The following is an 18,440-nucleotide window of genomic DNA, read 5'->3' on the forward strand; positions in this document are numbered from 1 at the left end:
GGCGGGCTCCAGCCCCCATCGCCGTCCCGGCTCGGCAAGAGCGGGCCGTACCGGGCCGACGAGAGCGAGTCGGGCCAGCCGGGGGCGGACCGGACGGGCCGCCCTCGCGGGCGCGGGCCGGCACCGTGCCGCGACGGCACATGCTTCGTGAAAGCATTCCGGGCCGTCGGGCAAACAGGGGTGACCGCTGTTCCTGACCGGATGGAGACCAGTGCGTGAGCCAGACACCGATACCGACGGGACAGTCGGCATGAGCGTTTCAACCCATCTGCGGACCGACCTCGATCGCGTCTTCGACGCGCATTTCGCCGAGATCCACCGCTACATCGCCCGGAGGCTGTCCGTGGACGCCGCCGACGACCTGGCGGCCGAGGTCTTCCTCGTCGCCGTCCGAGGAGGGTACGACTCCTCGCGCGGCGAGGTCAGGCCCTGGCTGTACGGCATCGCCACCAACCTCGTCGCCCGGCACCGCCGTACCGAGATCCGCAGGTGGAAGGCGCTCAGCCGGACAGCCGAACGCGAGGCGGAGGACCACGAGGACGCGACGCTGACCCGTGTCGCGGCCGGAAAGCTCACCGGCAGGCTCGCGGGGGCGCTTGCCGGCCTGAACCGCGGAGACAGGGACGTGGTGCTGCTGGTGGCGTTGGGCGGGCTGACCCATCTGGAGGTGGCCGCCGCACTGGAGATCCCCTACGGCACCGTCGCGTCCCGGCTCAACCGGGCGCGCAAGCAGCTTCGCAAGGCACTGGGCGACGTCAACCCGCTGAAGGAGGCGCACGATGGATGAGGTCACGCTGCTCGCCCAGGCGATCCCGGACGTGCCGCAGCCCTCGGCCGAGACCGTGGCCAGGGCTCGGGCGCGGCTGGCCGCTCTCGATGACCCGGTTCGGCGGCCCCGCCCGCTCCGGCGCTGGGCCTGGACGGCGGGCGCCGGCGTCGCCACCATCGCGGTCGTCACGGCGGTGATCATGCTGGTGTCGCACCTGGGCGGCGTTCCGGAGCCGCAGCCCGCGGCCCCTCCGGCGTTCCAGCAGGCACCACGCGTCCACCAGGGCCTGCACCGTCTCGCGGGGGCGAGGATGCCGCAGTCGGCGACGAAGACGACGCTCCGGTTCCGTCCCACGAGCGAGAGGATCGCGATCGTGCTCTTCTGCCAGAAGCCTGGCTCGATCTTCTTCAGCAACGAGGGTGGGAGCAGCGCCGGCGGTACGTGTGGTCCGGACGGCGCGCCCAGCATGCTGGCTGACAAGGCGCACGAGCCGGGCTGGCTCGGCCGCGACCACGAGATCACCTTCTGGGTCTTCCCGCCCGACGCGCCCGTCGTGCGGGGGCGCAAGGCCTGCCCGCCCCAGGGCTCGTGCGACGGCGCGTACGAGCTGTCCGGACCGGAGACGGCCGACCGGCTGGCCGCCGAGCTGGGCAGCCGTCCCGGGGCCTGGTCGGTGGCGGCGTACGACGTCCAGGCCGCGCGGCCGCTCCATGACATCGCCGATCGGGTGGAGAAGCTCCCTGCCCGGACGGGCGCCTACTGGCGGCGCACGCTGACCAACGGATCGTTGATCAGGGTGGGCGCGCCGGGGGCTGTCTACAGGCTCAAGGAGGAGGCGAGGTTCGACTGGTGGCAGCCGCGTGACCCCACCGGGCCGCTCATGACGGAGTCACGGCGGCTGTTCACGCGCCCGGCCACCGCGGCCGACGAGAAGGCCTGGCGGGCGGCCGGTTCGCCGGCGGAGGTCGAGCAGGCGTGCATGGGCGGAACCCCCGGCGAGGACTGCGCCCGGCTGAAGCTCAGCTCCGAGCCGTCCGCCTGCGAGTACACCCGCGGGGTCGACGCGAAGGGCCTGCTGCCCGACCGGCGGTTCGCCGGGCTCACCGTCGCGGAGGTGGAGCGCCTCCCGGCCGACCCGGCACGGCTGCGTGATCGCCTGCGGACGCTCTACGACCGCAGGACCCGCAGGTCCTTCGAGGACGCGCTGCCCATGGCGGCCTCCCTGCTGAACCTTCCGCTCAAGCCGGGCACCAGGGCGGCGCTGCTTCACCTCCTCGCCGATCTGCCGACCACCCGGGTGCGGGGACAGGCCACCGACCCGCTGGGACGCCCCGGGATCAGGGTCTCCTTCTGGGACGGCAAGGGCATGTCCTATCCGGGAGGTGAGGAGGCGCCGACCGAATTCCAGCAGATCCTCGACCCGGAGACCGGCCGGATCCTCGCGGAGGTGACGGTCCTGCTGGAGGCTCGCGAAGGACTGCCGAAGGGAACGGTGCTGCACTACACGGCGCACACCCCCGGCGACGGGTGGACCGACGAGCGGCCCGAGGAACCGGCGGACTGCGCCAAGAAACGGAGGTGACCGGGGGACCGACGAGGAGGCCGCCGGCGCCGGTCTGGCATCCGTGACCGCGATGGGCGGGCTGAAGGCGCTCGGTGTCCCCTGCGGGGGCGCACCCTTCTCATCGAGGGCGCCAAGCCCGACGGCGGTTTCGTAGCCAGCTGGGCGCGGGCCTGGTCCCGGTCGTGCCGGGCTAGCGGTCTCGGCGCGCGCCTGTGCCACCGCGGCGGCGGTGGCCTGCCTCGGCCACCTGCCGGTGCGTCTGGGCCAGGTTCTCGCGCAGCCGCTCAAGGTCGACGCCACCTCGCTCTCCTGGTGTACTCCAGCGATACCTCGCGATCTTGAGGGATCGCGGTCACATGGCGACGGCCACCACGTCGCATCCGTCGTGCCTTACACGATCCATCAATCACGATCTTCACCGAAGGGCTCTCGTCATCGCACCGGCCAGGTTCAAGATCAAGAGATGGTGCCGAGAAGATCAACAGCTGGTCCCGCCACGCCGGGGGCAGCGGATGGGCTTCCCGTTAGGGGCGAAAGTCCGCACGGTGCCCGCCTCTGCAGCGCGAGGTGTCGTCCGTTCCCCGCACACCACCAGGACACGCTCGTCGAGCCGGCGATGGTCGTCATCGCTTGCCCAGCTCCGCGGTGACGGCACCTTCCACCAGCGCCCGGGCACGGTCCAGGGTCATCGAGCCGCTGAGCCAGCGTTCGCTCAGCCCTTCGACCAGGGCGGTGAGGCGCTCGGCCACGTCGATCGGGTCGGCGTCGGCCGCGGCCAGACCCGCGGACTGCGCCTGCCGTATCATGTCGGCGAGCTCGTCGACCCAGCCGCGCGTGGAGGAGCTCAGCGGCTCGCGCAGGTCGGGGTCGAACACCGCGCTCGCCCGCAGCTCACCCCACGCCGCGCTGTTCTCCCGGACCGTGGGGGTGTCCTGCAGCTCCAGGAGCAGGAGCAGTTCGAGCTGGGCGCGGGGATCCTCGCCGATCTCCCGCGCCTCGTCGGTGTACCGGCCAGCTCGCTCGTTGACGAACTCCAGGGTTCGGCGCATCAACCCGGCCCGGTCGCCGAAGTGGTAATAGATGAGCGCGGTCGACACTCCGGCCTCCGCGGCCAGCTTCTCCACGCGTAGCCCACGCACGCCGCTGTGGGCGATGACGCGGACGGCGGCTTCCAGGATCAGCCGCTGGCGATCGGACGACATTGCACCTCCGTCTTGACTGAAACTTCAGTCGGTAGGCACTATAGCAACCGCCCAAGACTGACTGAAATTTCAGACAGGAGAGATCATGCGGATGCCTGCCGAATGGGCCGCGCACGAGGGATGCCTCATGGCCTGGCCGACCAGGGAGGAGCTGTGGAAGGACGTGCTCGGACAGGCGCGGGAGGAGTACGCCGCCGTTGCTCGGGCCATCGCGCGGTTCGAGCCCGTGACGATGGTCGCGCTGCCCGGCCAGGGAGAGCAGGCGCGCGCCCTGTGCGGCGACGCGGTCGAGGTGGTCGAGCTGCCCATCGACGACTCGTGGCTGCGCGACTCCGGGCCGATCTTCGTGCTCGGCCGCGACGGCGCCCGCGCCGCGGTGGACTTCCGCTTCAACTCCTGGGGCGGCAAGCACCACCCGTGGGACCAGGACGATCGGATCAGCGCGCTGTTGCTGGAGCGTCTCGGTGTCGACCGCGTCGAATCCCGCATGATCCTGGAGGGCGGCGCGATCACCGTCGACGGTGAGGGCACCCTGATCACCACCGAGCAGTGCCTCCTGCACCCGAACAGGAACCCGGACCTGACCAGGGCGGACATCGAGGCCGAGCTCAAGGCCAGGTTGGGCGTCACCAAGGTGATCTGGCTGCCGTACGGCGGGCTGGAGGACCGGGAGACCGACGGCCACGTGGACGGCGTCGCCGCCTTCACCGCCCCGGGGAAGGTGCTGATTCAGCTCCCCGACGACCCCCGGCATCCGGACTACGCGCGAATGCGGGCCAACAAGGCGGTCCTGGAGGCCTCCACCGACGCCATCGGCAGGCCGTTCGAGCTGATCGAGCTGCCGCAGAGCGCGTTCGTCGAGGTAGCGGGCGAGCAGGTCGAGGTCGGTTACCTGAACTTCTACGTGACCAACGGCGGCGTGGTCGTCCCGGTCGCCGGGATACCGGCCGACGAGGGCGCGCTGGCCGTCATCGCCGCCGCCTTCCCCGACCGGAAGGTGATCGGGGTGGTGACCAGGACCGTCGCCTACGGCGGTGGAGGGGTGCACTGCATCACCCAGCAGATCCCGGCCGCGGGCGGTGCGCTGTGAGCGGCGTGGACTACGCCCTGTTGACCTCGTCCGGATCACCGCTCGGCTCGCCCGGCCGCGCCGAGCCCGGCCCCGGGGCCCTGCTGCGGGTGGGGCTGGTGCAGATGCGATGGCAGGCCGACGAGCGGGCGCATGACGAGGCGCTGCGAGCCGGGGTCCGGCTGGCCGCCGGACGGGGCGCCGAGGTGGTGTGCCTGCCCGAGCTCACCCGCAGCCCCTACTTCGCGGCCGACAAGGAGCTGGCCGCGGGTGCCGACCGGTATCTGGAAGACCTCCCGGACGGGCCGACCACCCGTCTGGCCACCGAACTGGCCGCCGAACTGGGCGTCGTGGTGCACGCCTCGCTGTACGAACGGGCCACCGACGGCGGGCTCGGCTACAACACCGCGATCTGCGTGGGCCCGGACGGAACGCTGCTAGCGCGCACCCGCAAGCTGCACATCCCCCGGTTCCCCGGCTATCACGAGGATCTGTGCTTCCGGCCGGGCGACACCGGGTTCCCCGTGACGGAGGTGCGCGGCGCCAGGTTCGGCTTCCCCACCTGCTGGGACGAGTGGTTTCCCGAACTGGCCCGGGCGTACGCGTTGGAGGGCGCGCAGGTGCTGGTCCACCCGACCGCGATCGGCTCGGAGCCGGAGCTGCCGCATTTCGACACCCAGCCGATGTGGGAGCACGCCATCTCCGCCAACGGGCTGGCCAACGCCCTGTTCATGGTGGTACCCAACCGGGTCGGCCCGGAAGGGCTGATCACCTTCTACGGCTCGTCGTTCATCTCCGACCCCTACGGCAGGGTGATGCTGCGCGCCCCGCGCGACCGGCCCGCGGTGCTCGTCGCCGACCTCGACCTGGACCAGCGGCAGGACTGGCTGGAGTTCGGGCTGATACACACCCGGCGGCCCGAGCTGTACGGCGCGCTGACCCGCCCGGTCACCCGCGAAGCAGAGGCGCCGTCATGACCTCCGCCCACTGATCTGCGAACCAGGGAATGCCTCATGCCGGAATCCACACCGCCGTCCGCCTTGTTCAAGGGCCGCCCGTCCGTCGCGCTGACCGCGGCGGTCACCGTCCTCGCGGCTACCGCCTGCGGTCAGCCCGCCACCCGCGACACAGGCGGCAGCGCGGGCTACACGCTGTCGGCATCGACCCCGGTGGCCAAGGGCGACATCGACTCCTTCTCGTGGTCCACCTATGCCGAGCCGCCGACGCTGGACTACATCTACGCCTTCGACTACCCCCAGAACATGATCCTGTCCAATGTCTGCGAGAGCCTCATGCGCTGGACTCCACAACTCGGGCTTGAGCCCGGGCTGGCGTCGGCGGTGAAGCAGCCGGATCCCAGGACGTTCGTCTACCGGATCCGACCAGGAGTGAGGTTCCACAGCGGCGGTGAGGTCAGCGCCGACGACGTCGTCTACAGCCTGCGCCGACATCTGGACGCCGGCCTGGGCTCGTACTGGGCCAAGTCCTTCGACCGGGTCGCCTCGATCGACAAGAGCGGACCGATGGAGGTGACCGTACGGCTGAAGCGGCCCGACTCCCAGTTCAACCAGTGGATGGCCACCTCCGCCGGTACGGTCGTCAACCCGCGTGCCGTCGAAGCCAAGGGCGAGAACTACGGCAACCCCGACGGCGGCGTGGACTGTACCGGCCCCTACCGGCTCGGCACGTGGCGCAAGGGCGAGTCCATCGAGATCGACCGCTTCGCCGGCTACTGGGGAAAACCGGCGAAGGCGGCGAAGGTCGGCTTCAGGTTCATCACCGATCCGGCCGCCAGGACCAACGCCATGCTGACCGGCGAGGTCGACGGCGGCTACCTGATCGGCCCCGACAGCTACGCCGGACTCACGAGGAGCGGCAAGGGCACGCTCTACTTCGGCAAGAGCCTGACCACGGTCAACCTGGCCTTCACCAACCTCAAGGGGACGCTGGGCGACGTCCGGGTGCGGCGGGCCCTGTCGCTGGCTCTGGACCGGGAAGGGTTCATCAAGACCGGCCTGCAGGCGGTCGGCTCGCCGGCCGCCGCCCCCGCGCCCCGGGACGCCTGGCAGAACGGGCCTTCCCTGCCTCCTGTCAAGCGGGACCTGGCCGCGGCCAAGGAGCTCATCCGCCAGGCGGGCGCCACCGGCAAGAAGATCACGATCGCCACCAGCCCGATCGGCTCCGACGTTTCCCTGCTGGCCACCGCCGCGCAGGCGGCCGGCACCGGGATCGGGCTCGACGTCGAGCTCAAGACCATCGCGCCGGACGCCTACACCGCCCTGTTCTCCGATCCGAAGGCGCGCGCGGCCGTCGATCTGTTCCCGTGCACCTACTACCTGTCGATCACCGACCCGCTGGCCAACTACTCGATCTTCCGCAGCGACGGTTTCGAGAACTACATGGGCTACTCCGGCCCCGCCTACGACGCGCTGGTCGACCAGGCCGTCGCGGAGTACGACCCGGCCAAGCGGGCGGCGCTGACCGCGCGGCTGCAGGAGAAGGTGACCGAGCAGGTGCTGTGGATCCCGGTCGCCGAATGGCCGACCTCGCTGTTCCTCGGCAAGCGGATCACCGGCGCGCCGACCTCGATCGCCTACATGTACTACCCCTGGGCGGCCGACGTGGGTGCGGCCGGATGATCGCCCTGTTCCTCCTCCGGCGGCTGCTGGAGCTGGCGCTGACCCTGGCGGCCGCGTCTTTCCTGGTGTTCGGCGCGGTTCACCTGGCTCCTGGCAGCCCGGAGTCCTTCCTGCTCGGCGGCCGCGCCGCCGGCCCGCAGGCCCTGGCCGCGATCCGGGCCCAGTACCACCTGGACGATCCGTTCCTGCTGCAGTACGTCAAATGGGCGGGCGGCGTGCTCACCGGCGATCTGGGCAGGTCGATGCAGTACCGCAGCCCGGTGCTGGGGCTGATCGAGGCCCGGCTGCCCAGCACGCTGCTGCTCATCACGATGGCGGCGGTGCTGGTGGTGCTCTTCGGCGTCGGGCTGGGCCGGCTGGCCGCGGTACGCGGCGGTGCGGTCGACTCGGCGGTCCTGGTCGGCACCTCGGTGGCGCTGGGCACCCCGTCGTTCGTCGCCGCCATCGGGCTGCTGTGGGTCTTCTCCGTGCAACTCGGCTGGTTCCCCACGATCGGCAGCGGCGACGGGCTCGCCGACATGATCTACCACTTGGCCCTGCCGTCGCTGGCGTTGGCCCTCTACTGGACCGGCTGGCTCGCCCGGGTCACCCGAGGCGCGATGCGGGACCAACTCGCCCTCGAACACGTCACCGTGGCCCGCAGCCGCGGCCTCCCCGAACATCTGGTGATCCGCCGGCATGTCCTGCGCAACTCGCTCGGCCCCGTCGTCACCGTCAGCGGCCTGACCATCTCCGGGCTGGTCATCAGCACCGTGCTGGTCGAGGCGGCCTTCGGCCTCGGCGGTCTGGGCGCGTTGCTGGAGAGCTCGGTCCAGGTCAAGGACTTCCCCGTCGTCCAGGCCATCACGCTGCTGGTGGTGGCCCTGTTCACGCTGACCAATCTGATCGTCGACCTGTGCTATCCGCTGGTCGACCCCCGGGTCCGCCTCGGCGTCCGGAGCGATGCCGGATGAGCGCCGGCCCGATCGTCCGCCGTCCGGTCCTCGGCTCCCTGCGCACCGGCCGGGGCTGGCTGTACCTGACCTGTCTCGCCTTCGCCGTGTCCATGGTCGTCGTCGCGCTGGCCGCGCCCTGGCTCGCGCCCGCCGATCCCAACGCGAGCGACCTGGGCGCCGCCCTGACCGGCCCGTCCCCCAGCCATCCGCTCGGCGCGGACGCGGCCGGCCGCGACACCCTGTCCAGGCTCATCACCGGCGCCCGCACCTCGCTGCTGGGCCCGATCGCGGTCGTGCTCTTCTCCACCGTCGCCGGCGTCCTGGTCGGCGTCGCCGCCGGATGGCTCGGCGGCTGGGCGGACACCGTGCTGTCACGCGCCGGCGAGCTGCTGCTCGCCTTCCCCGCCCTGCTCGTGGCGATCATGTTCGTCGCCCTGTACGGCACAGGCCTGCTCGCCCCTGTCATCGCCCTGTCGCTGGCCTACCTGCCCTACGTGAGCCGGCTGACCCGCAACCTCACCCTCTCCGAACGGCAGCGCCCCTACCTGGCCGCCTACCGGGTGCAGGGCTTCTCGAACCTGACGATCTGCCTGCGCCACCTGATCCCCAACATCGCCCCGGTAGTGCTCGCGCAGTCGTCGGTCAACTTCGGCTACGCCCTGCTCGACCTGTCGGCCCTGTCCTACCTGGGGCTGGGCGTGCCCCCGCTGACACCGGGCTGGGGTTCGATGATCAGCGACGGCCAGACCGCGCTGCTGCAAGGCCACCCGCTCTCGGCCATCCTGCCCTGCCTGGCGATCGTGCTCACCGTGGTCGCCTTCAACGTCGTCGCCGAGCACTGGGCCGACCGGGTCTCACGGAGGCGGGCATGACCATCCTGCGGATCTCGGAGCTGCGGATGCGGCTGCCCGGCACGCGGCGGCCCGTCCTCGACGGCGTGGACCTGACCGTCGGCGCGGGCGAGACCGTGGCGCTGGTCGGCGAGTCCGGCTCCGGCAAGAGCCTGACCTCGCGGACCGTGCTCGGGCTGCTGCCGCCCGGAGCGGCCGTCGAAGGAACGGTGGCCGTCGAGGGCGAGGACGTCCTCGCCATGCCGGCGACCCGGCTGCGCGAGCTACGCCGCCGTACCGTCGCCATGATCTTCCAGGACCCGCGGGCGGCCATCAACCCGCTGCGCGGGATCGGCGACTTCCTGGCCGAGGGGCGGCCAGGTTCGCAGGATCGCGTTCGCGAGCTGGTGTCGGCGGTGGGCCTGGAGCATCGGGTGCTGCGGCAGTATCCGCACGAGCTGTCCGGCGGCATGCTGCAGCGAGTCATGATCGCCGCAGCGCTGATGGGCGGCCCGACGCTGCTGCTGTGCGACGAGCCCACCACGGCTCTCGACGTCACCACCCAGGCCGAGATCGTGGCCCTGCTCGCCTCCTTGCGGCAGCGCTACGGCACCGGGCTGCTGTTCGTCACCCACGACCTGGAGCTGGCCGCCGCCATCGCCGACCGGGTGTACGTCATGTACGCGGGGCGTATCGCGGAGACCGGACCGGCGGGCATGCTCCTCTCCCGCCCGCGCCATCCCTACACCGCCGCCTTGCTGGCTGCCACGCCCCGCGTCCTGGAAACGCCCAGGCCGAGGCTGGCCACCATTCCCGGCCAGCCGCCCGATCTGCGGACCGAGCTCGCGGGCTGCGCCTTCGCCGTACGGTGCCCACGCGTGACGCCGGTCTGCCACAGCGACGTCCCCGAGCCGATCACCCGCGGCGAAGGGGTCGTCGCCTGCCACCACAGCATCACCGGAGGCGAGAGCGATGGCTGAGCCGCTGCTCGAGGTCAGCGCGCTGTCCAAGGCCTACGGGAGCCTGCAGGCCGTCCGCGACGTCTCCTTCACCCTGGCCGAGGGCGGCTCACTGGGCGTCGTCGGCGAGTCGGGCTCCGGCAAGACCACCACCGCCCGCATCGTCCTCGGCCTGGAGCAGGCCGACACCGGGCACGTCACCGTTCGCGGTCACGACCGCTCGATCCGCCGGCGCGGACGAGCCGAACGGCTGCGGCGGGCCCGCGAGGTTCAGATCGTCTTCCAGGATCCGTTCCTGTCGCTGGACCCGCGGCTCAGTGCCGGCGTCGTGCTGCACGAGACCCTGAAGCTGCACTTCCCTGACATCGACCACGCCCGGCGGATCGCGCAGCTCCTCGGCCAGGTCGGGCTGGGCGAACGGGAAGCCGCCGCGCTGCCTCGCCACCTGTCCGGCGGCCAGCGCCAGCGGGTCGCCATCGCCCGTGCGCTCGCGGTCGAGCCGTCCGTCCTCGTGCTGGACGAGGCGGTCGCCGCCCTCGACGTCTGCGTCCAGGCGCAGATCCTCAACCTCCTCGCCGACCTACGCGAGCAGACCGGCACCGCGTTCCTGTTCATCACCCACGACTTGGGCGTCGTGAGCCAGGTGACCGACCATCTCGTCGTCATGCGACACGGGGAGATCGTGGAACGGGGCCCGACGGCCCGCGTGCTGACCGAACCACGACACGCCTACACCCAGCTTCTGCTGGCCTCGGTGCCGCGGCCGGCAGGGATAACCTAGTCCTAACGAAAATTTCAGTCAGGGAACATCTGTGCGAATATCTCGACGTCAGACACTACAAGCCACGATCTTGGCCGCCGTCGGCGGCGCGCTGAGCGCCTGCGGCACGTCATTGACGAGGAACGGGGCCACGACGGCGGAGGCGGCCAAGGCGGACCCTTCGGCGAGGCGGCCGGATGGCGGATGCCCGACGAGGCGCACCCGCACGAGCTGACCTTCATGTCCTGGCCCACCGAGGTGATCTGGGAGGCGGACACCGCCGGCGTGCGCCGGGACATCGCGGGCATCGCCCGCGCGATCGCCGACTACGAGCCGGTGGTACTGCTGGCCAACTCCAGGGACGTCAAGGCCGCACAGCGTGCGTGCGGCTCCCAGGTCGAGGTCGTGCCGATCCCGGTCGACGACCTGTGGACGCGCGACACCGGGCCCACCTTCGTGCCCGGCCCGCAGGGCATCGCCGGAGTCGACTTCAACTTCAACGGCTGGGGAGACAAGCAAGAGCACTCCCGCGACCGCGACGTGGCCCGCGAGATCCTGACCATGGAGCGCGTCACCAGGATCAAGGCGCCGATCGTCGCCGAAGGCGGCTCCATCGAGGTCGACGGCGCGGGCACGCTGATGGCCACGGAGAGCTCGCTGGTCAACGACAACCGCAACCCCGGCAGGACGCGTAACGAGATCGAGCGCGCGCTGAAGGAGGCCCTCGGCGCGACCACCGTCATCTGGGTCAAGGGCGTCAAGGGCAAGGACATCACCGACTACCACATCGACGCGCTCGCCCGCTTCTCCGAACCCGGCGTCGCTGTGATCAGCACGCCGTCCGAGGACGCTCCCCATGACGTCTGGACCGCCGCCTACGACCAGGCGCGCAAAGTCCTGACCAGCGCCGTCGACGCGCGCGGCAAGCGGCTCGAACTCGTCGAGCTTCCCGAACCGGTCGACATCGGCCGCCGCGGTAAGGATTTCCTGGCCACCTACGTGAACTACTACGTGATCAACGACGCCGTCATCATGCCCCGCTTCGGCGACAAGAAGGCCGACAAGGACGCCGCCGCCATCGTCCGGGAGCTGTATCCCCGACGCGAGATCGTCCAGATGCCGGTCGACACCCTCGGCGAGGGTGGCGGCGGCATCCACTGCTCCACCCAGCAGATGCCCAAGCGAGCCTGAAGGCGGGCCCGGGCAAGATCAGGCGATGCTCTCACGCGCGACCTCCTCCAAGATCATGTAAAGTTCCCGCAACGCCGTTGTCCCGCCGTACCGCACATGCACGCCGGAGAGATTCACAGCGATCTCGCGGCGCCGGCGTCGGCATGTCGGCGCAGTTGCTCGCGGACGTCGGCGAGATTGCCGCCGACGAACGCGCCGCCCTTGATCAACGCCGTCGCCGCGGCGCGGGGGTCGGCGGTGTCGGTGTCGATACCGCACCTTCGCAGCATCGTGGCGTAGTGCGGCAGGCGGAGGTGACTGGAATGCCCGGCGATCACCAGATCGGGCAGGTCGCGTCCGTCTGTGTCGAGGCCACCGGGACGAGGGACACCAGGCGGGGTATCGGACGTCCGGCCGCCTCGGCGCCCTCGCGAAGCGCGGGGACGATCAGGTCCCGGAGGTGGGCGGCGGGGACCAGCCAGGTGATGGCCACGTCGGCCGGTTCGCCGGCGACCCGGGCCATGGCCGGTCCGAGAGCTTCGCGCAGATGGGGGCCGTGGCCGAGGTATTGCGCATCCACGATTACCAGGTCGACCAAGCCCTGTCTTCCGATGGGTCTGGTCACCGTTTCGAGGTCCGTATTCCCAAGGAAGTGACCCATTGAGCCCACGGGTAGCACGTGCCTAGACAAGGCCGTGTATCGAAAGTGGATCAATAGGGTTGGGCCGTGATGGGTGTCGCGCCAGGGCTGAGGAGGTCGCCATGTTGTTCGGGTCGCGGACCGGATTCGGTTTGGAGTTCCACGTCGAACAGGACCCGGGGCTGCTGTGCGTCGACGTCTTCGTCGGAGGGCTCCATGTGAACACGTGGGACAACGCGTTCTATCCGCCCCTACTGGTCAAGAAGCTCACGGACGAGCTCAGCCGCTTTCGCACGCCGACTGCGCCGCCGGTGGGGTTCACTTCGCCGTCTGAGTCCTTCCGCATTGCCGAGAGCTGGATGTACGACGACGCCAGTACCGGGGCCTCACCTGGGGCCGAGGCGGCACTCGCACGGTGTGTGTTCCTGGAGTGGGGGGAGTGCACCGACGAGGTGACAGCGTTCGCGTTCCCTGACGGGGACCGGGTGCACCTCGCCTGTCGGGTACGCAAGGGAGGCGGTCCCGCGTGGGGCACCGAGGCCCGGCGTGAGCCAACGGTGGTGTCGGTGAGCCGGACGTCACTCGTCGAGACGCTGGAGGGCGGCCTCGTCATCGCCGAACGCGAGTGGTCTGCCCGGCTCGCCGCCATCAAGGCCCGCGGTGACACATGTGACGGTGAGGACGTGTCCAGCGTGCGTTCTCCGTAGTACTTCAGCCGTAGATCGTGATCATGTTGGGGCCGCCGGCGGCCGGCTGTAGCGGTTTGCTCGGGAGCGGTCCTGGTGGGAGTGGCTGTGCCGCCGCTTGTCAGGGCGGCCGCAGCCTGTTGGGAGGGGTGCAGGGTGACGGGGTCGGTTTCGAGGCTGGCGGCGGCAACGCCGGACGATGTGATGCGCGCGCGGGCCGAGACGGCGATGAGCCTTCCAGCTCCGCTGGTGGCACTGTGGAGCGTGAGGGACGGCCTTCACACAGAGTCCGGCGTCGCGGTGTACTCGGCAGGGGTCATCGGTGAACGCAACGCCACTTACGAAGTCGCGCAGTATGCACCAGGATTCCTCCTCGTCGGCGATGACAGTGGTGGCCGCGGATTCCTCCTGCGTGCCGATGACCCGGACTCGGCCGTGTTCTCCTCCGGTCTGGGCGATCTGGAGCCTGCGGACTTCGACGTCGTGTCCGCGGACTTCGCGTCCTGGATCGAATCGCTTGGTCCTGCCCCTTCCTGCTGACAAAGGGGTTGATCGACGGCATAAGCCCATGTCGATCGTGATCACGGCCGGGCAGCGTGGCGACGCCCCGCAGTTCGAGGCCGTTCTGGGCCGTATCCGGGTCCCCGCCTCGGGCCCGGCCGGCCGCGCACCCGGCCCGGGCGGGTGCGTGCCGATAAGGCATAGGCTTCCCGGTAAGAACCGCGCTCACCTGCGCCGACGCGGCAGCCGCCGCACGATCCCGGACAAGGCCGACCAGGCCCGCAACCGCAGGAAACGCGGATCCAGGGGCGGTCGTCCGCCGAAGTTCGACCCGGAGGATTACAAGGCTCGGCAGGCGGTGAAGTGCGGCATCAACCGCCTCAAAGACACCGTGCCGTGGCCACCAGATACGACAAGCTCGCGGTCCGCTACGAGGCGACCGTCCTCGTAGCGGCCACCAACGAGTGGCTGCGACCAGCACATTCGCTTCGGCCGAGGGCGGGGAAAAAGCTTCGCGATGCGAGTGCATCGGATGGCAGGGTGCAACGCATGGCACCCCAGTACCAGATTCGCGCAGACTACGATGCTGACACGATCGTGGTCTACCAGGCATACGCGCCTGCCATAGCCGACGCGGCGCTGCGAGCGGGCCGCTTCGTCGCGCCGTTCTCATTCCACAGGATGACATGGATCAAGCCCTCATTCCTGTGGCTCATGCATCGCAGCAACTGGGCCCGCAAACCCGGTCAAGAGCGCGTTCTCGCGGTGCGGATAACCCGGCAGGGCTGGGAGGAAGCTCTGTCCCAGGCCGTGCTCACGACCGCGGATCCGGCAGCTGTGACCCAGGCAGCCGTACATGTCCAGTGGGACCCGGAACGCTCGTTGCGCGGAGCGGCACTGAACCACTACAGCATCCAGGTCGGCATCGGCCGCAATCTGATCCGCACATTCACCGACGACTGGATCGTCAGCCTCACCGACCTCACCCCCCAGGTCCGCAAGGCCGCGGTATTGACACAAACCGGGCACGCTACCAAAGCCCAGCGGCTATTCCCCGCAGAGCGGGTGTATCCACTCCCACGGACGCTGGAAAGCCTCCTTTCCCCGGATAGGTGACGGCCGACCGGCGAGGGACAAGTTGCCCGCGCCTGAGACACTACGAGTCCTTTCGCAACCGGCCCTAGCTTGCGAAATGTCACAGATGCCGGCCGGCGGGACCAGCCTTGCCCCACAGTCCAAGACGCCGCCGCCCCGGCCCCCGCCTGCCGGCCGCCCTCCGCCTGACCCACCCGTGCCCGACACCACCCCGGCCCACCGGGACACCTCAGTCGTCGGCCAGCGCGGCGGTGGCGTCGCGGCCGGCGCCGGTGGCGCGGCGCAGGAAGCCGACCAGCAGGTCCAGCTCGGCTTCTCGACATGATCCTCGTCACCGGAGCCACAGGCACCATCGGCCGCCCCCTCGTCGACCTGCTCACCGGCGCGAACGCCAAGGTCCGCGCCGTCACCCGCACCACCGGGCCCACCTCCCTGCCTGCCACGGCCGAGGTGGTGACCGGCGACCCGGCACAACCCGGCACCCTCGCCCGCCACCTCGACGGGGTCACCGCGCTGTTCCTCCACCCGCGGGCCGCGGGCGACGCGGCGGCGGAACTCGTCGCACTGGCCAAGGAACACGGGGTGCGGCGCGTGGTGGCACTGTCGGCCATCAACATCGACGAGCCTCTCGACCACCAGCCGTCGCGTTTCCGCGGCGACCGCAACAAGGAGGCGGAGGATGCGGCCGTCGCCGGCGGCCTGGAGTGGACGAGCCTGCGCGCGTCGAGCTTCGCGGTCAACGCCCTGACCAGTTGGGGCGGCCAGATCACGGCGGGCGACGTGGTCCGCGGCCCGTACGCCGGCTTCGCCGAGACGCCGATCCACGAGCACGACATCGCGGCGGTGGCGGCCCACGCCCTGCTGACCGACGACCTGGTGAACCGGCGCACGTACCTGACCGGGCCGCAAGCGCTCACCCACACGGACATGGTGGAGATCATCGGCGAGGCCATCGGCAGGCCGCTGACCTACACGGAGATCCCGCCGGAGGCCGCAGCCCAGGGCCTGATCGCCCGCGGCCTGCCCGAGCCCTTCGTCACGGCGCTCATGGCACGGTACGCCCGGGACCTGGCCAGGCCGACCCGTCCCACGGGCGACGTGGAGAAGATCCTCCGTCGTCCGGCTCACACCTTCGCCGCCTGGGCCGAGGAGCACGCATCGGAGTTCGGGGGCTGAAAGCCACGGACAGGGCCGGGGTGCGCCGTTGCGGCTGCCTGCCCTGTTCGGGAGAAGCCCCCGACCCGGCCGGATCGCCCTTGGGTGAGACGTCGCAGGTGCCGTCCACGTCGGAGGTGGCCACCAGGACGAACGGGGAGGCCGCCAGCCACTCCCGGTCGCGCTGGTGCGACCGCGCCAGCAGGTCGCGCAGATCCGTCTCGGATTCGATCTCCACGCAGCTCATGTGATCTCCCTTCGGGGTTGACCCCATCCGGTCAGGGGATCAGATCCAACATCTGATGGGGTTCCTCCAGGGCACGGCTGACCTGGTCGCCCCTGACGCCCTTCAGGCCAGGGCCTGGCCGTACTTCCGCGTCCTCGACTGGGACGCGCACACCGCAATGGGAGCAGAACGAGACCTGATCCAGCAGGGTGCCGCATGTCTGGTGGAAGAAGAGCCGGCACGGGCCGGCCTCGGCCAGGTGCCGCCCACCCCACTGAGCCAGGGCCAGCAGCGGGACCCAGAGTTCGCGGCCCATCGGGGTCAGCACGTACTCCTCGCGCGGCGGAGATTCCTGATAGCGGCGTTTGTCCAGGATGCCGGCCGCGACCAGCGCGGTCAGCCGCTGCGACAGCACCGCCCTGGGGATGTCAAGGTGAGCCAGGAAGTCGCCGTAGCGGCGCACGCCGTACATCGCGTCACGGATCACGAGCAACGTCCAACGCTCGCCGACCACTTCCAACGCCTTGGCCAGCGAGCAGTCCTGGCCTTCATAGTTCTTGCCGAGCGCCATGGGCTCACTTTAGTTCATTGAATGAACCGTGCTAGCGTGCGACCGCATGAGTTCAATGACCGAACCGACATCGCGGCGGGGGACACTCACTGTGGCGTCCATGGCGCCCCTGCTCGTGCTGACGAACTACACGGTGCCGATGGTCACCCTCCCCCAGACCGCACGGGATCTGGGCGCGGGAGCCACGGGACCGGTATGGATGCTGGGCGGTATCGCCTTGGGGCTGTCGGCGCTGCTGCTGGTCTCCGGCGGACTGGCCGACGACCACGGACGCAAGCGGGTGCTGGTGATGGGGACGGCCGTGCTCGCCGCGGCCAGCGTGCTCGCCGCCCTGAGTACGGCGGTGCCGATGTTCGTGGCGGCCAGGGTGGTGCAGGGCGGCGCGAGCGCGGCGATGCTGGCGGCCAGTTTGGGCCTGGTGGGCCACGCCTACCCTTCGGGGGTCGAGCGGGTCTGGGCGACAGGACGCTACGGGGCGATGATCGGGCTCGGCACCGCGGTGGGGCCGCTGGTGTCGGGGCTGTTGGCCGTGGCGGCGAGCTGGCGGATTGCCTACTGGCTGATGGCGGCCTGCGCCCTGGCGCTCACTGTGGTCTCGGCGCGCGTGTTGGAGGAGTCACGCTCAGCCGAGCCGCGTCGCTTCGACGTGCCCGGGGTGATCCTGCTCGGTTCGGGGGTGGCCACGCTGCTCGCCGGGGTGACCGAGGGACGGCTCGGCTGGTCGCGCCCGACCGCGCTCGGGGCGATCGCGGCGGCGGTCGCGCTGGTTGCCTGCTTCGTGCGGGTGGAGCGGCGACGTGCGGATCCACTCATCGATCTCGACCTGTTCAAGCGACCACCGTTCCTGGTGGCGACGGGTGGTGCGCTGGTCGTGGGCGCGGCGGTGGTGGGTTTGATGGGCTATCTGCCGACCGTCCTCCAGGCCGCGCATGGTCTGACGCCGCTGCACACGGCGCTGCTTCTCTGCCTCTGGTCGGGGTTGTCCTTCGTGTCCGCCCTGCTGACCAAGCGGGTACGGCTGGCCACCCGGTCACGTCTGGCACTCGGCATGGCTCTGACAGCACTGGGGTTCTCCGGGCTGCTCGGCGTGGGGTCGGCGTTCTCCGGTGGCCTCGTGCTGGCCGGGCTCGCGGTCAGCGGGGTCGGACCTGGCAGACGGGCCGGCTCGGCTCAGTGATCAAGGCCCGGTGGCACGCCGAGCAGCGGGTGCTGCTGGCCGGCCGCAAGACGATCACCTTCGGCGATGGGCCCCACGAGCATCGGGCGGTCGAGCATGTCCGGCGTGAACGGCACCCCGGTGACCTTCGCCGCCAGGGCGAAGGCCCTTGGCACGGCAGTGTGGTAGTTGTCCTGCCAGGCGGCGTCCCACGCGGCCTCGTCCTGCGGCTTGTCCAGTCCCATGCCGAGCTCCCGCATGAAGCCGTTGAGCCGGTCCGGGTCGCAGCCGTAACGCTCGTGCGGATGCCGCAGCCGGTAGCCGGTGACGATCGCGCCGTCGATCGCGTACTCGAAGCTGTGCTCGGCGGCGTAGTCGTGCCGGGTGACCGCCAGCACCTCGCAGCCCCGCGACAACTCAGTCACCACCTCGTGGCTGGTGACCGTCCAGCCGTTGAGCCACTGGAACGGGGCCAAGGGATCAGTTGTCGTCACGCGGCCATGCTGGCAGGCC

At 70.4% G+C, this 18,440-nt stretch carries 21 protein-coding genes and 2 pseudogenes; 17 read left to right on the forward strand and 6 right to left on the reverse strand.

Annotated elements, in window-relative coordinates:
- Positions 1-250 precede the first annotated feature (250 nt).
- The 3 genes and pseudogenes from ABZX22_RS23995 to ABZX22_RS24005 all read left to right on the forward strand — a co-directional run.
- Positions 251-787: an RNA polymerase sigma factor gene (locus tag ABZX22_RS23995; protein ID WP_354912809.1), complete on the forward strand. Its 537-nt coding sequence runs from the start codon at positions 251-253 to the stop codon at positions 785-787.
- On the forward strand, positions 780-2,351 hold the full coding sequence (locus tag ABZX22_RS24000) for a hypothetical protein (protein WP_354912811.1): 1,572 nt from the start codon (positions 780-782) through the stop codon (positions 2,349-2,351). Before ABZX22_RS23995 ends, ABZX22_RS24000 begins: the two co-directional genes overlap by 8 nt.
- A gap of 7 nt (positions 2,352-2,358) precedes the next feature.
- A pseudogene (locus ABZX22_RS24005) lies at positions 2,359-2,465 on the forward strand (NADP-dependent oxidoreductase); the annotation flags it as partial.
- Positions 2,466-2,956: 491 nt separating this feature from the next.
- On the opposite strand, the gene ABZX22_RS24010 reads toward ABZX22_RS24005, so the two are convergent.
- The gene (locus ABZX22_RS24010; RefSeq protein WP_354912813.1) at positions 2,957-3,535 is read right to left on the reverse strand and encodes a TetR family transcriptional regulator C-terminal domain-containing protein; all 579 of its coding nucleotides are present in this window, start codon (positions 3,533-3,535) and stop codon (positions 2,957-2,959) included.
- 85 nt (positions 3,536-3,620) lie between these two features.
- Between ABZX22_RS24010 and ABZX22_RS24015 the strand changes: the two genes are divergently transcribed.
- The 8 genes from ABZX22_RS24015 (at position 3,621) to ABZX22_RS24050 (ending at position 11,918) form a co-directional block, all read left to right on the forward strand.
- Positions 3,621-4,625, forward strand: coding sequence for an agmatine deiminase family protein (locus tag ABZX22_RS24015; protein WP_354912815.1), 1,005 nt, complete (start codon positions 3,621-3,623; stop codon positions 4,623-4,625).
- Positions 4,622-5,581 carry a nitrilase-related carbon-nitrogen hydrolase gene (locus tag ABZX22_RS24020; protein ID WP_354912817.1) on the forward strand — a complete coding sequence of 320 codons (960 nt, stop codon included), beginning with the start codon at positions 4,622-4,624 and terminating at the stop codon, positions 5,579-5,581. Before ABZX22_RS24015 ends, ABZX22_RS24020 begins: the two co-directional genes overlap by 4 nt.
- Before the next feature lie 36 nt (positions 5,582-5,617).
- The gene (locus ABZX22_RS24025) at positions 5,618-7,243 is read left to right on the forward strand and encodes an ABC transporter substrate-binding protein (protein ID WP_354912818.1); all 1,626 of its coding nucleotides are present in this window, start codon (positions 5,618-5,620) and stop codon (positions 7,241-7,243) included.
- A complete protein-coding gene (locus ABZX22_RS24030) occupies positions 7,240-8,196 on the forward strand; it encodes an ABC transporter permease (RefSeq protein WP_354912820.1) in 957 nt (318 codons plus the stop codon). The genes ABZX22_RS24025 and ABZX22_RS24030 overlap by 4 nt, the downstream gene beginning before the upstream one ends.
- Positions 8,193-9,050, forward strand: a complete 858-nt coding sequence (locus ABZX22_RS24035) for an ABC transporter permease (RefSeq protein ID WP_354912822.1) — start codon at positions 8,193-8,195, stop codon at positions 9,048-9,050. The genes ABZX22_RS24030 and ABZX22_RS24035 overlap by 4 nt, the downstream gene beginning before the upstream one ends.
- Positions 9,047-9,988, forward strand: a complete 942-nt coding sequence (locus ABZX22_RS24040; RefSeq protein ID WP_354912823.1) for an ABC transporter ATP-binding protein — start codon at positions 9,047-9,049, stop codon at positions 9,986-9,988. The genes ABZX22_RS24035 and ABZX22_RS24040 overlap by 4 nt, the downstream gene beginning before the upstream one ends.
- Positions 9,981-10,748 carry an ATP-binding cassette domain-containing protein gene (locus ABZX22_RS24045; RefSeq protein WP_354912825.1) on the forward strand — a complete coding sequence of 256 codons (768 nt, stop codon included), beginning with the start codon at positions 9,981-9,983 and terminating at the stop codon, positions 10,746-10,748. The genes ABZX22_RS24040 and ABZX22_RS24045 overlap by 8 nt, the downstream gene beginning before the upstream one ends.
- A 183-nt stretch (positions 10,749-10,931) precedes the next feature.
- Positions 10,932-11,918 (forward strand): agmatine deiminase family protein, encoded by a 987-nt coding sequence (locus ABZX22_RS24050; protein ID WP_354912827.1) that lies wholly within the window; start codon positions 10,932-10,934, stop codon positions 11,916-11,918.
- A 113-nt stretch (positions 11,919-12,031) separates the two neighbouring features.
- Here ABZX22_RS24050 and ABZX22_RS24055 read toward each other — a convergent pair whose 3' ends face one another.
- Both ABZX22_RS24055 and ABZX22_RS24060 read right to left on the reverse strand, forming a co-directional pair.
- A complete protein-coding gene (locus ABZX22_RS24055; RefSeq protein ID WP_354912829.1) occupies positions 12,032-12,187 on the reverse strand; it encodes a hypothetical protein in 156 nt (51 codons plus the stop codon).
- 44 nt (positions 12,188-12,231) lie between these two features.
- Positions 12,232-12,495: an LLM class flavin-dependent oxidoreductase gene (locus ABZX22_RS24060; protein WP_354912830.1), complete on the reverse strand. Its 264-nt coding sequence runs from the start codon at positions 12,493-12,495 to the stop codon at positions 12,232-12,234.
- Between the two features lie 164 nt (positions 12,496-12,659).
- On the opposite strand from ABZX22_RS24060, the gene ABZX22_RS24065 reads away from it, so the two are divergent.
- The 5 genes from ABZX22_RS24065 (at position 12,660) to ABZX22_RS24085 (ending at position 15,995) form a co-directional block, all read left to right on the forward strand.
- The gene (locus tag ABZX22_RS24065) at positions 12,660-13,244 is read left to right on the forward strand and encodes a hypothetical protein (RefSeq protein WP_354912832.1); all 585 of its coding nucleotides are present in this window, start codon (positions 12,660-12,662) and stop codon (positions 13,242-13,244) included.
- A gap of 135 nt (positions 13,245-13,379) precedes the next feature.
- Positions 13,380-13,763, forward strand: a complete 384-nt coding sequence (locus ABZX22_RS24070) for a hypothetical protein (protein ID WP_354912834.1) — start codon at positions 13,380-13,382, stop codon at positions 13,761-13,763.
- Between the two features lie 510 nt (positions 13,764-14,273).
- Positions 14,274-14,840 carry a DUF4291 domain-containing protein gene (locus ABZX22_RS24075; RefSeq protein WP_354912836.1) on the forward strand — a complete coding sequence of 189 codons (567 nt, stop codon included), beginning with the start codon at positions 14,274-14,276 and terminating at the stop codon, positions 14,838-14,840.
- Positions 14,841-15,015: 175 nt separating this feature from the next.
- Positions 15,016-15,144 carry a hypothetical protein gene (locus ABZX22_RS24080; protein WP_354912838.1) on the forward strand — a complete coding sequence of 43 codons (129 nt, stop codon included), beginning with the start codon at positions 15,016-15,018 and terminating at the stop codon, positions 15,142-15,144.
- Positions 15,141-15,995 carry an NAD(P)H-binding protein gene (locus ABZX22_RS24085; protein ID WP_354912840.1) on the forward strand — a complete coding sequence of 285 codons (855 nt, stop codon included), beginning with the start codon at positions 15,141-15,143 and terminating at the stop codon, positions 15,993-15,995. Before ABZX22_RS24080 ends, ABZX22_RS24085 begins: the two co-directional genes overlap by 4 nt.
- A 64-nt stretch (positions 15,996-16,059) precedes the next feature.
- Here ABZX22_RS24085 and ABZX22_RS24090 read toward each other — a convergent pair.
- A pseudogene (locus ABZX22_RS24090) lies at positions 16,060-16,221 on the reverse strand (pyridoxamine 5'-phosphate oxidase family protein); the annotation flags it as partial.
- Between the two features lie 31 nt (positions 16,222-16,252).
- Complete coding sequence (locus tag ABZX22_RS24095) at positions 16,253-16,771, reverse strand: helix-turn-helix domain-containing protein (protein WP_354912842.1); 519 nt, start codon at positions 16,769-16,771, stop codon at positions 16,253-16,255.
- Between the two features lie 100 nt (positions 16,772-16,871).
- Between ABZX22_RS24095 and ABZX22_RS24100 the strand changes: the two genes are divergently transcribed.
- A complete protein-coding gene (locus ABZX22_RS24100; RefSeq protein WP_354912844.1) occupies positions 16,872-17,948 on the forward strand; it encodes an MFS transporter in 1,077 nt (358 codons plus the stop codon).
- Here ABZX22_RS24100 and ABZX22_RS24105 read toward each other — a convergent pair.
- Positions 17,942-18,421: a DUF6461 domain-containing protein gene (locus ABZX22_RS24105; protein ID WP_354912845.1), complete on the reverse strand. Its 480-nt coding sequence runs from the start codon at positions 18,419-18,421 to the stop codon at positions 17,942-17,944. The genes ABZX22_RS24100 and ABZX22_RS24105 overlap by 7 nt on opposite strands.
- Between the last annotated feature and the right edge of the window lie 19 nt (positions 18,422-18,440).

This window comes from Nonomuraea sp. NPDC003804 (assembly GCF_040610675.1).
Lineage (GTDB): Bacteria > Actinomycetota > Actinomycetes > Streptosporangiales > Streptosporangiaceae > Nonomuraea.

Bases quoted from the DNA above. Each gene is read 5' to 3' on its own strand.
- ABZX22_RS23995 (WP_354912809.1), top strand. From the start codon at position 251: ATGAGCGTTTCAACCCATCTGCGGACCGACCTCGATCGCGTCTTCGAC.
- ABZX22_RS24000 (WP_354912811.1), top strand. From the start codon at position 780: ATGGATGAGGTCACGCTGCTCGCCCAGGCGATCCCGGACGTGCCGCAG.
- ABZX22_RS24010 (WP_354912813.1), bottom strand. From the start codon at position 3,535: ATGTCGTCCGATCGCCAGCGGCTGATCCTGGAAGCCGCCGTCCGCGTC.
- ABZX22_RS24015 (WP_354912815.1), top strand. From the start codon at position 3,621: ATGCGGATGCCTGCCGAATGGGCCGCGCACGAGGGATGCCTCATGGCC.
- ABZX22_RS24025 (WP_354912818.1), top strand. From the start codon at position 5,618: ATGCCGGAATCCACACCGCCGTCCGCCTTGTTCAAGGGCCGCCCGTCC.
- ABZX22_RS24030 (WP_354912820.1), top strand. From the start codon at position 7,240: ATGATCGCCCTGTTCCTCCTCCGGCGGCTGCTGGAGCTGGCGCTGACC.
- ABZX22_RS24035 (WP_354912822.1), top strand. From the start codon at position 8,193: ATGAGCGCCGGCCCGATCGTCCGCCGTCCGGTCCTCGGCTCCCTGCGC.
- ABZX22_RS24040 (WP_354912823.1), top strand. From the start codon at position 9,047: ATGACCATCCTGCGGATCTCGGAGCTGCGGATGCGGCTGCCCGGCACG.
- ABZX22_RS24045 (WP_354912825.1), top strand. From the start codon at position 9,981: ATGGCTGAGCCGCTGCTCGAGGTCAGCGCGCTGTCCAAGGCCTACGGG.
- ABZX22_RS24050 (WP_354912827.1), top strand. From the start codon at position 10,932: ATGCCCGACGAGGCGCACCCGCACGAGCTGACCTTCATGTCCTGGCCC.
- ABZX22_RS24055 (WP_354912829.1), bottom strand. From the start codon at position 12,187: ATGCTGCGAAGGTGCGGTATCGACACCGACACCGCCGACCCCCGCGCC.
- ABZX22_RS24065 (WP_354912832.1), top strand. From the start codon at position 12,660: ATGTTGTTCGGGTCGCGGACCGGATTCGGTTTGGAGTTCCACGTCGAA.
- ABZX22_RS24075 (WP_354912836.1), top strand. From the start codon at position 14,274: ATGGCACCCCAGTACCAGATTCGCGCAGACTACGATGCTGACACGATC.
- ABZX22_RS24085 (WP_354912840.1), top strand. From the start codon at position 15,141: ATGATCCTCGTCACCGGAGCCACAGGCACCATCGGCCGCCCCCTCGTC.
- ABZX22_RS24095 (WP_354912842.1), bottom strand. From the start codon at position 16,771: ATGGCGCTCGGCAAGAACTATGAAGGCCAGGACTGCTCGCTGGCCAAG.
- ABZX22_RS24100 (WP_354912844.1), top strand. From the start codon at position 16,872: ATGGCGCCCCTGCTCGTGCTGACGAACTACACGGTGCCGATGGTCACC.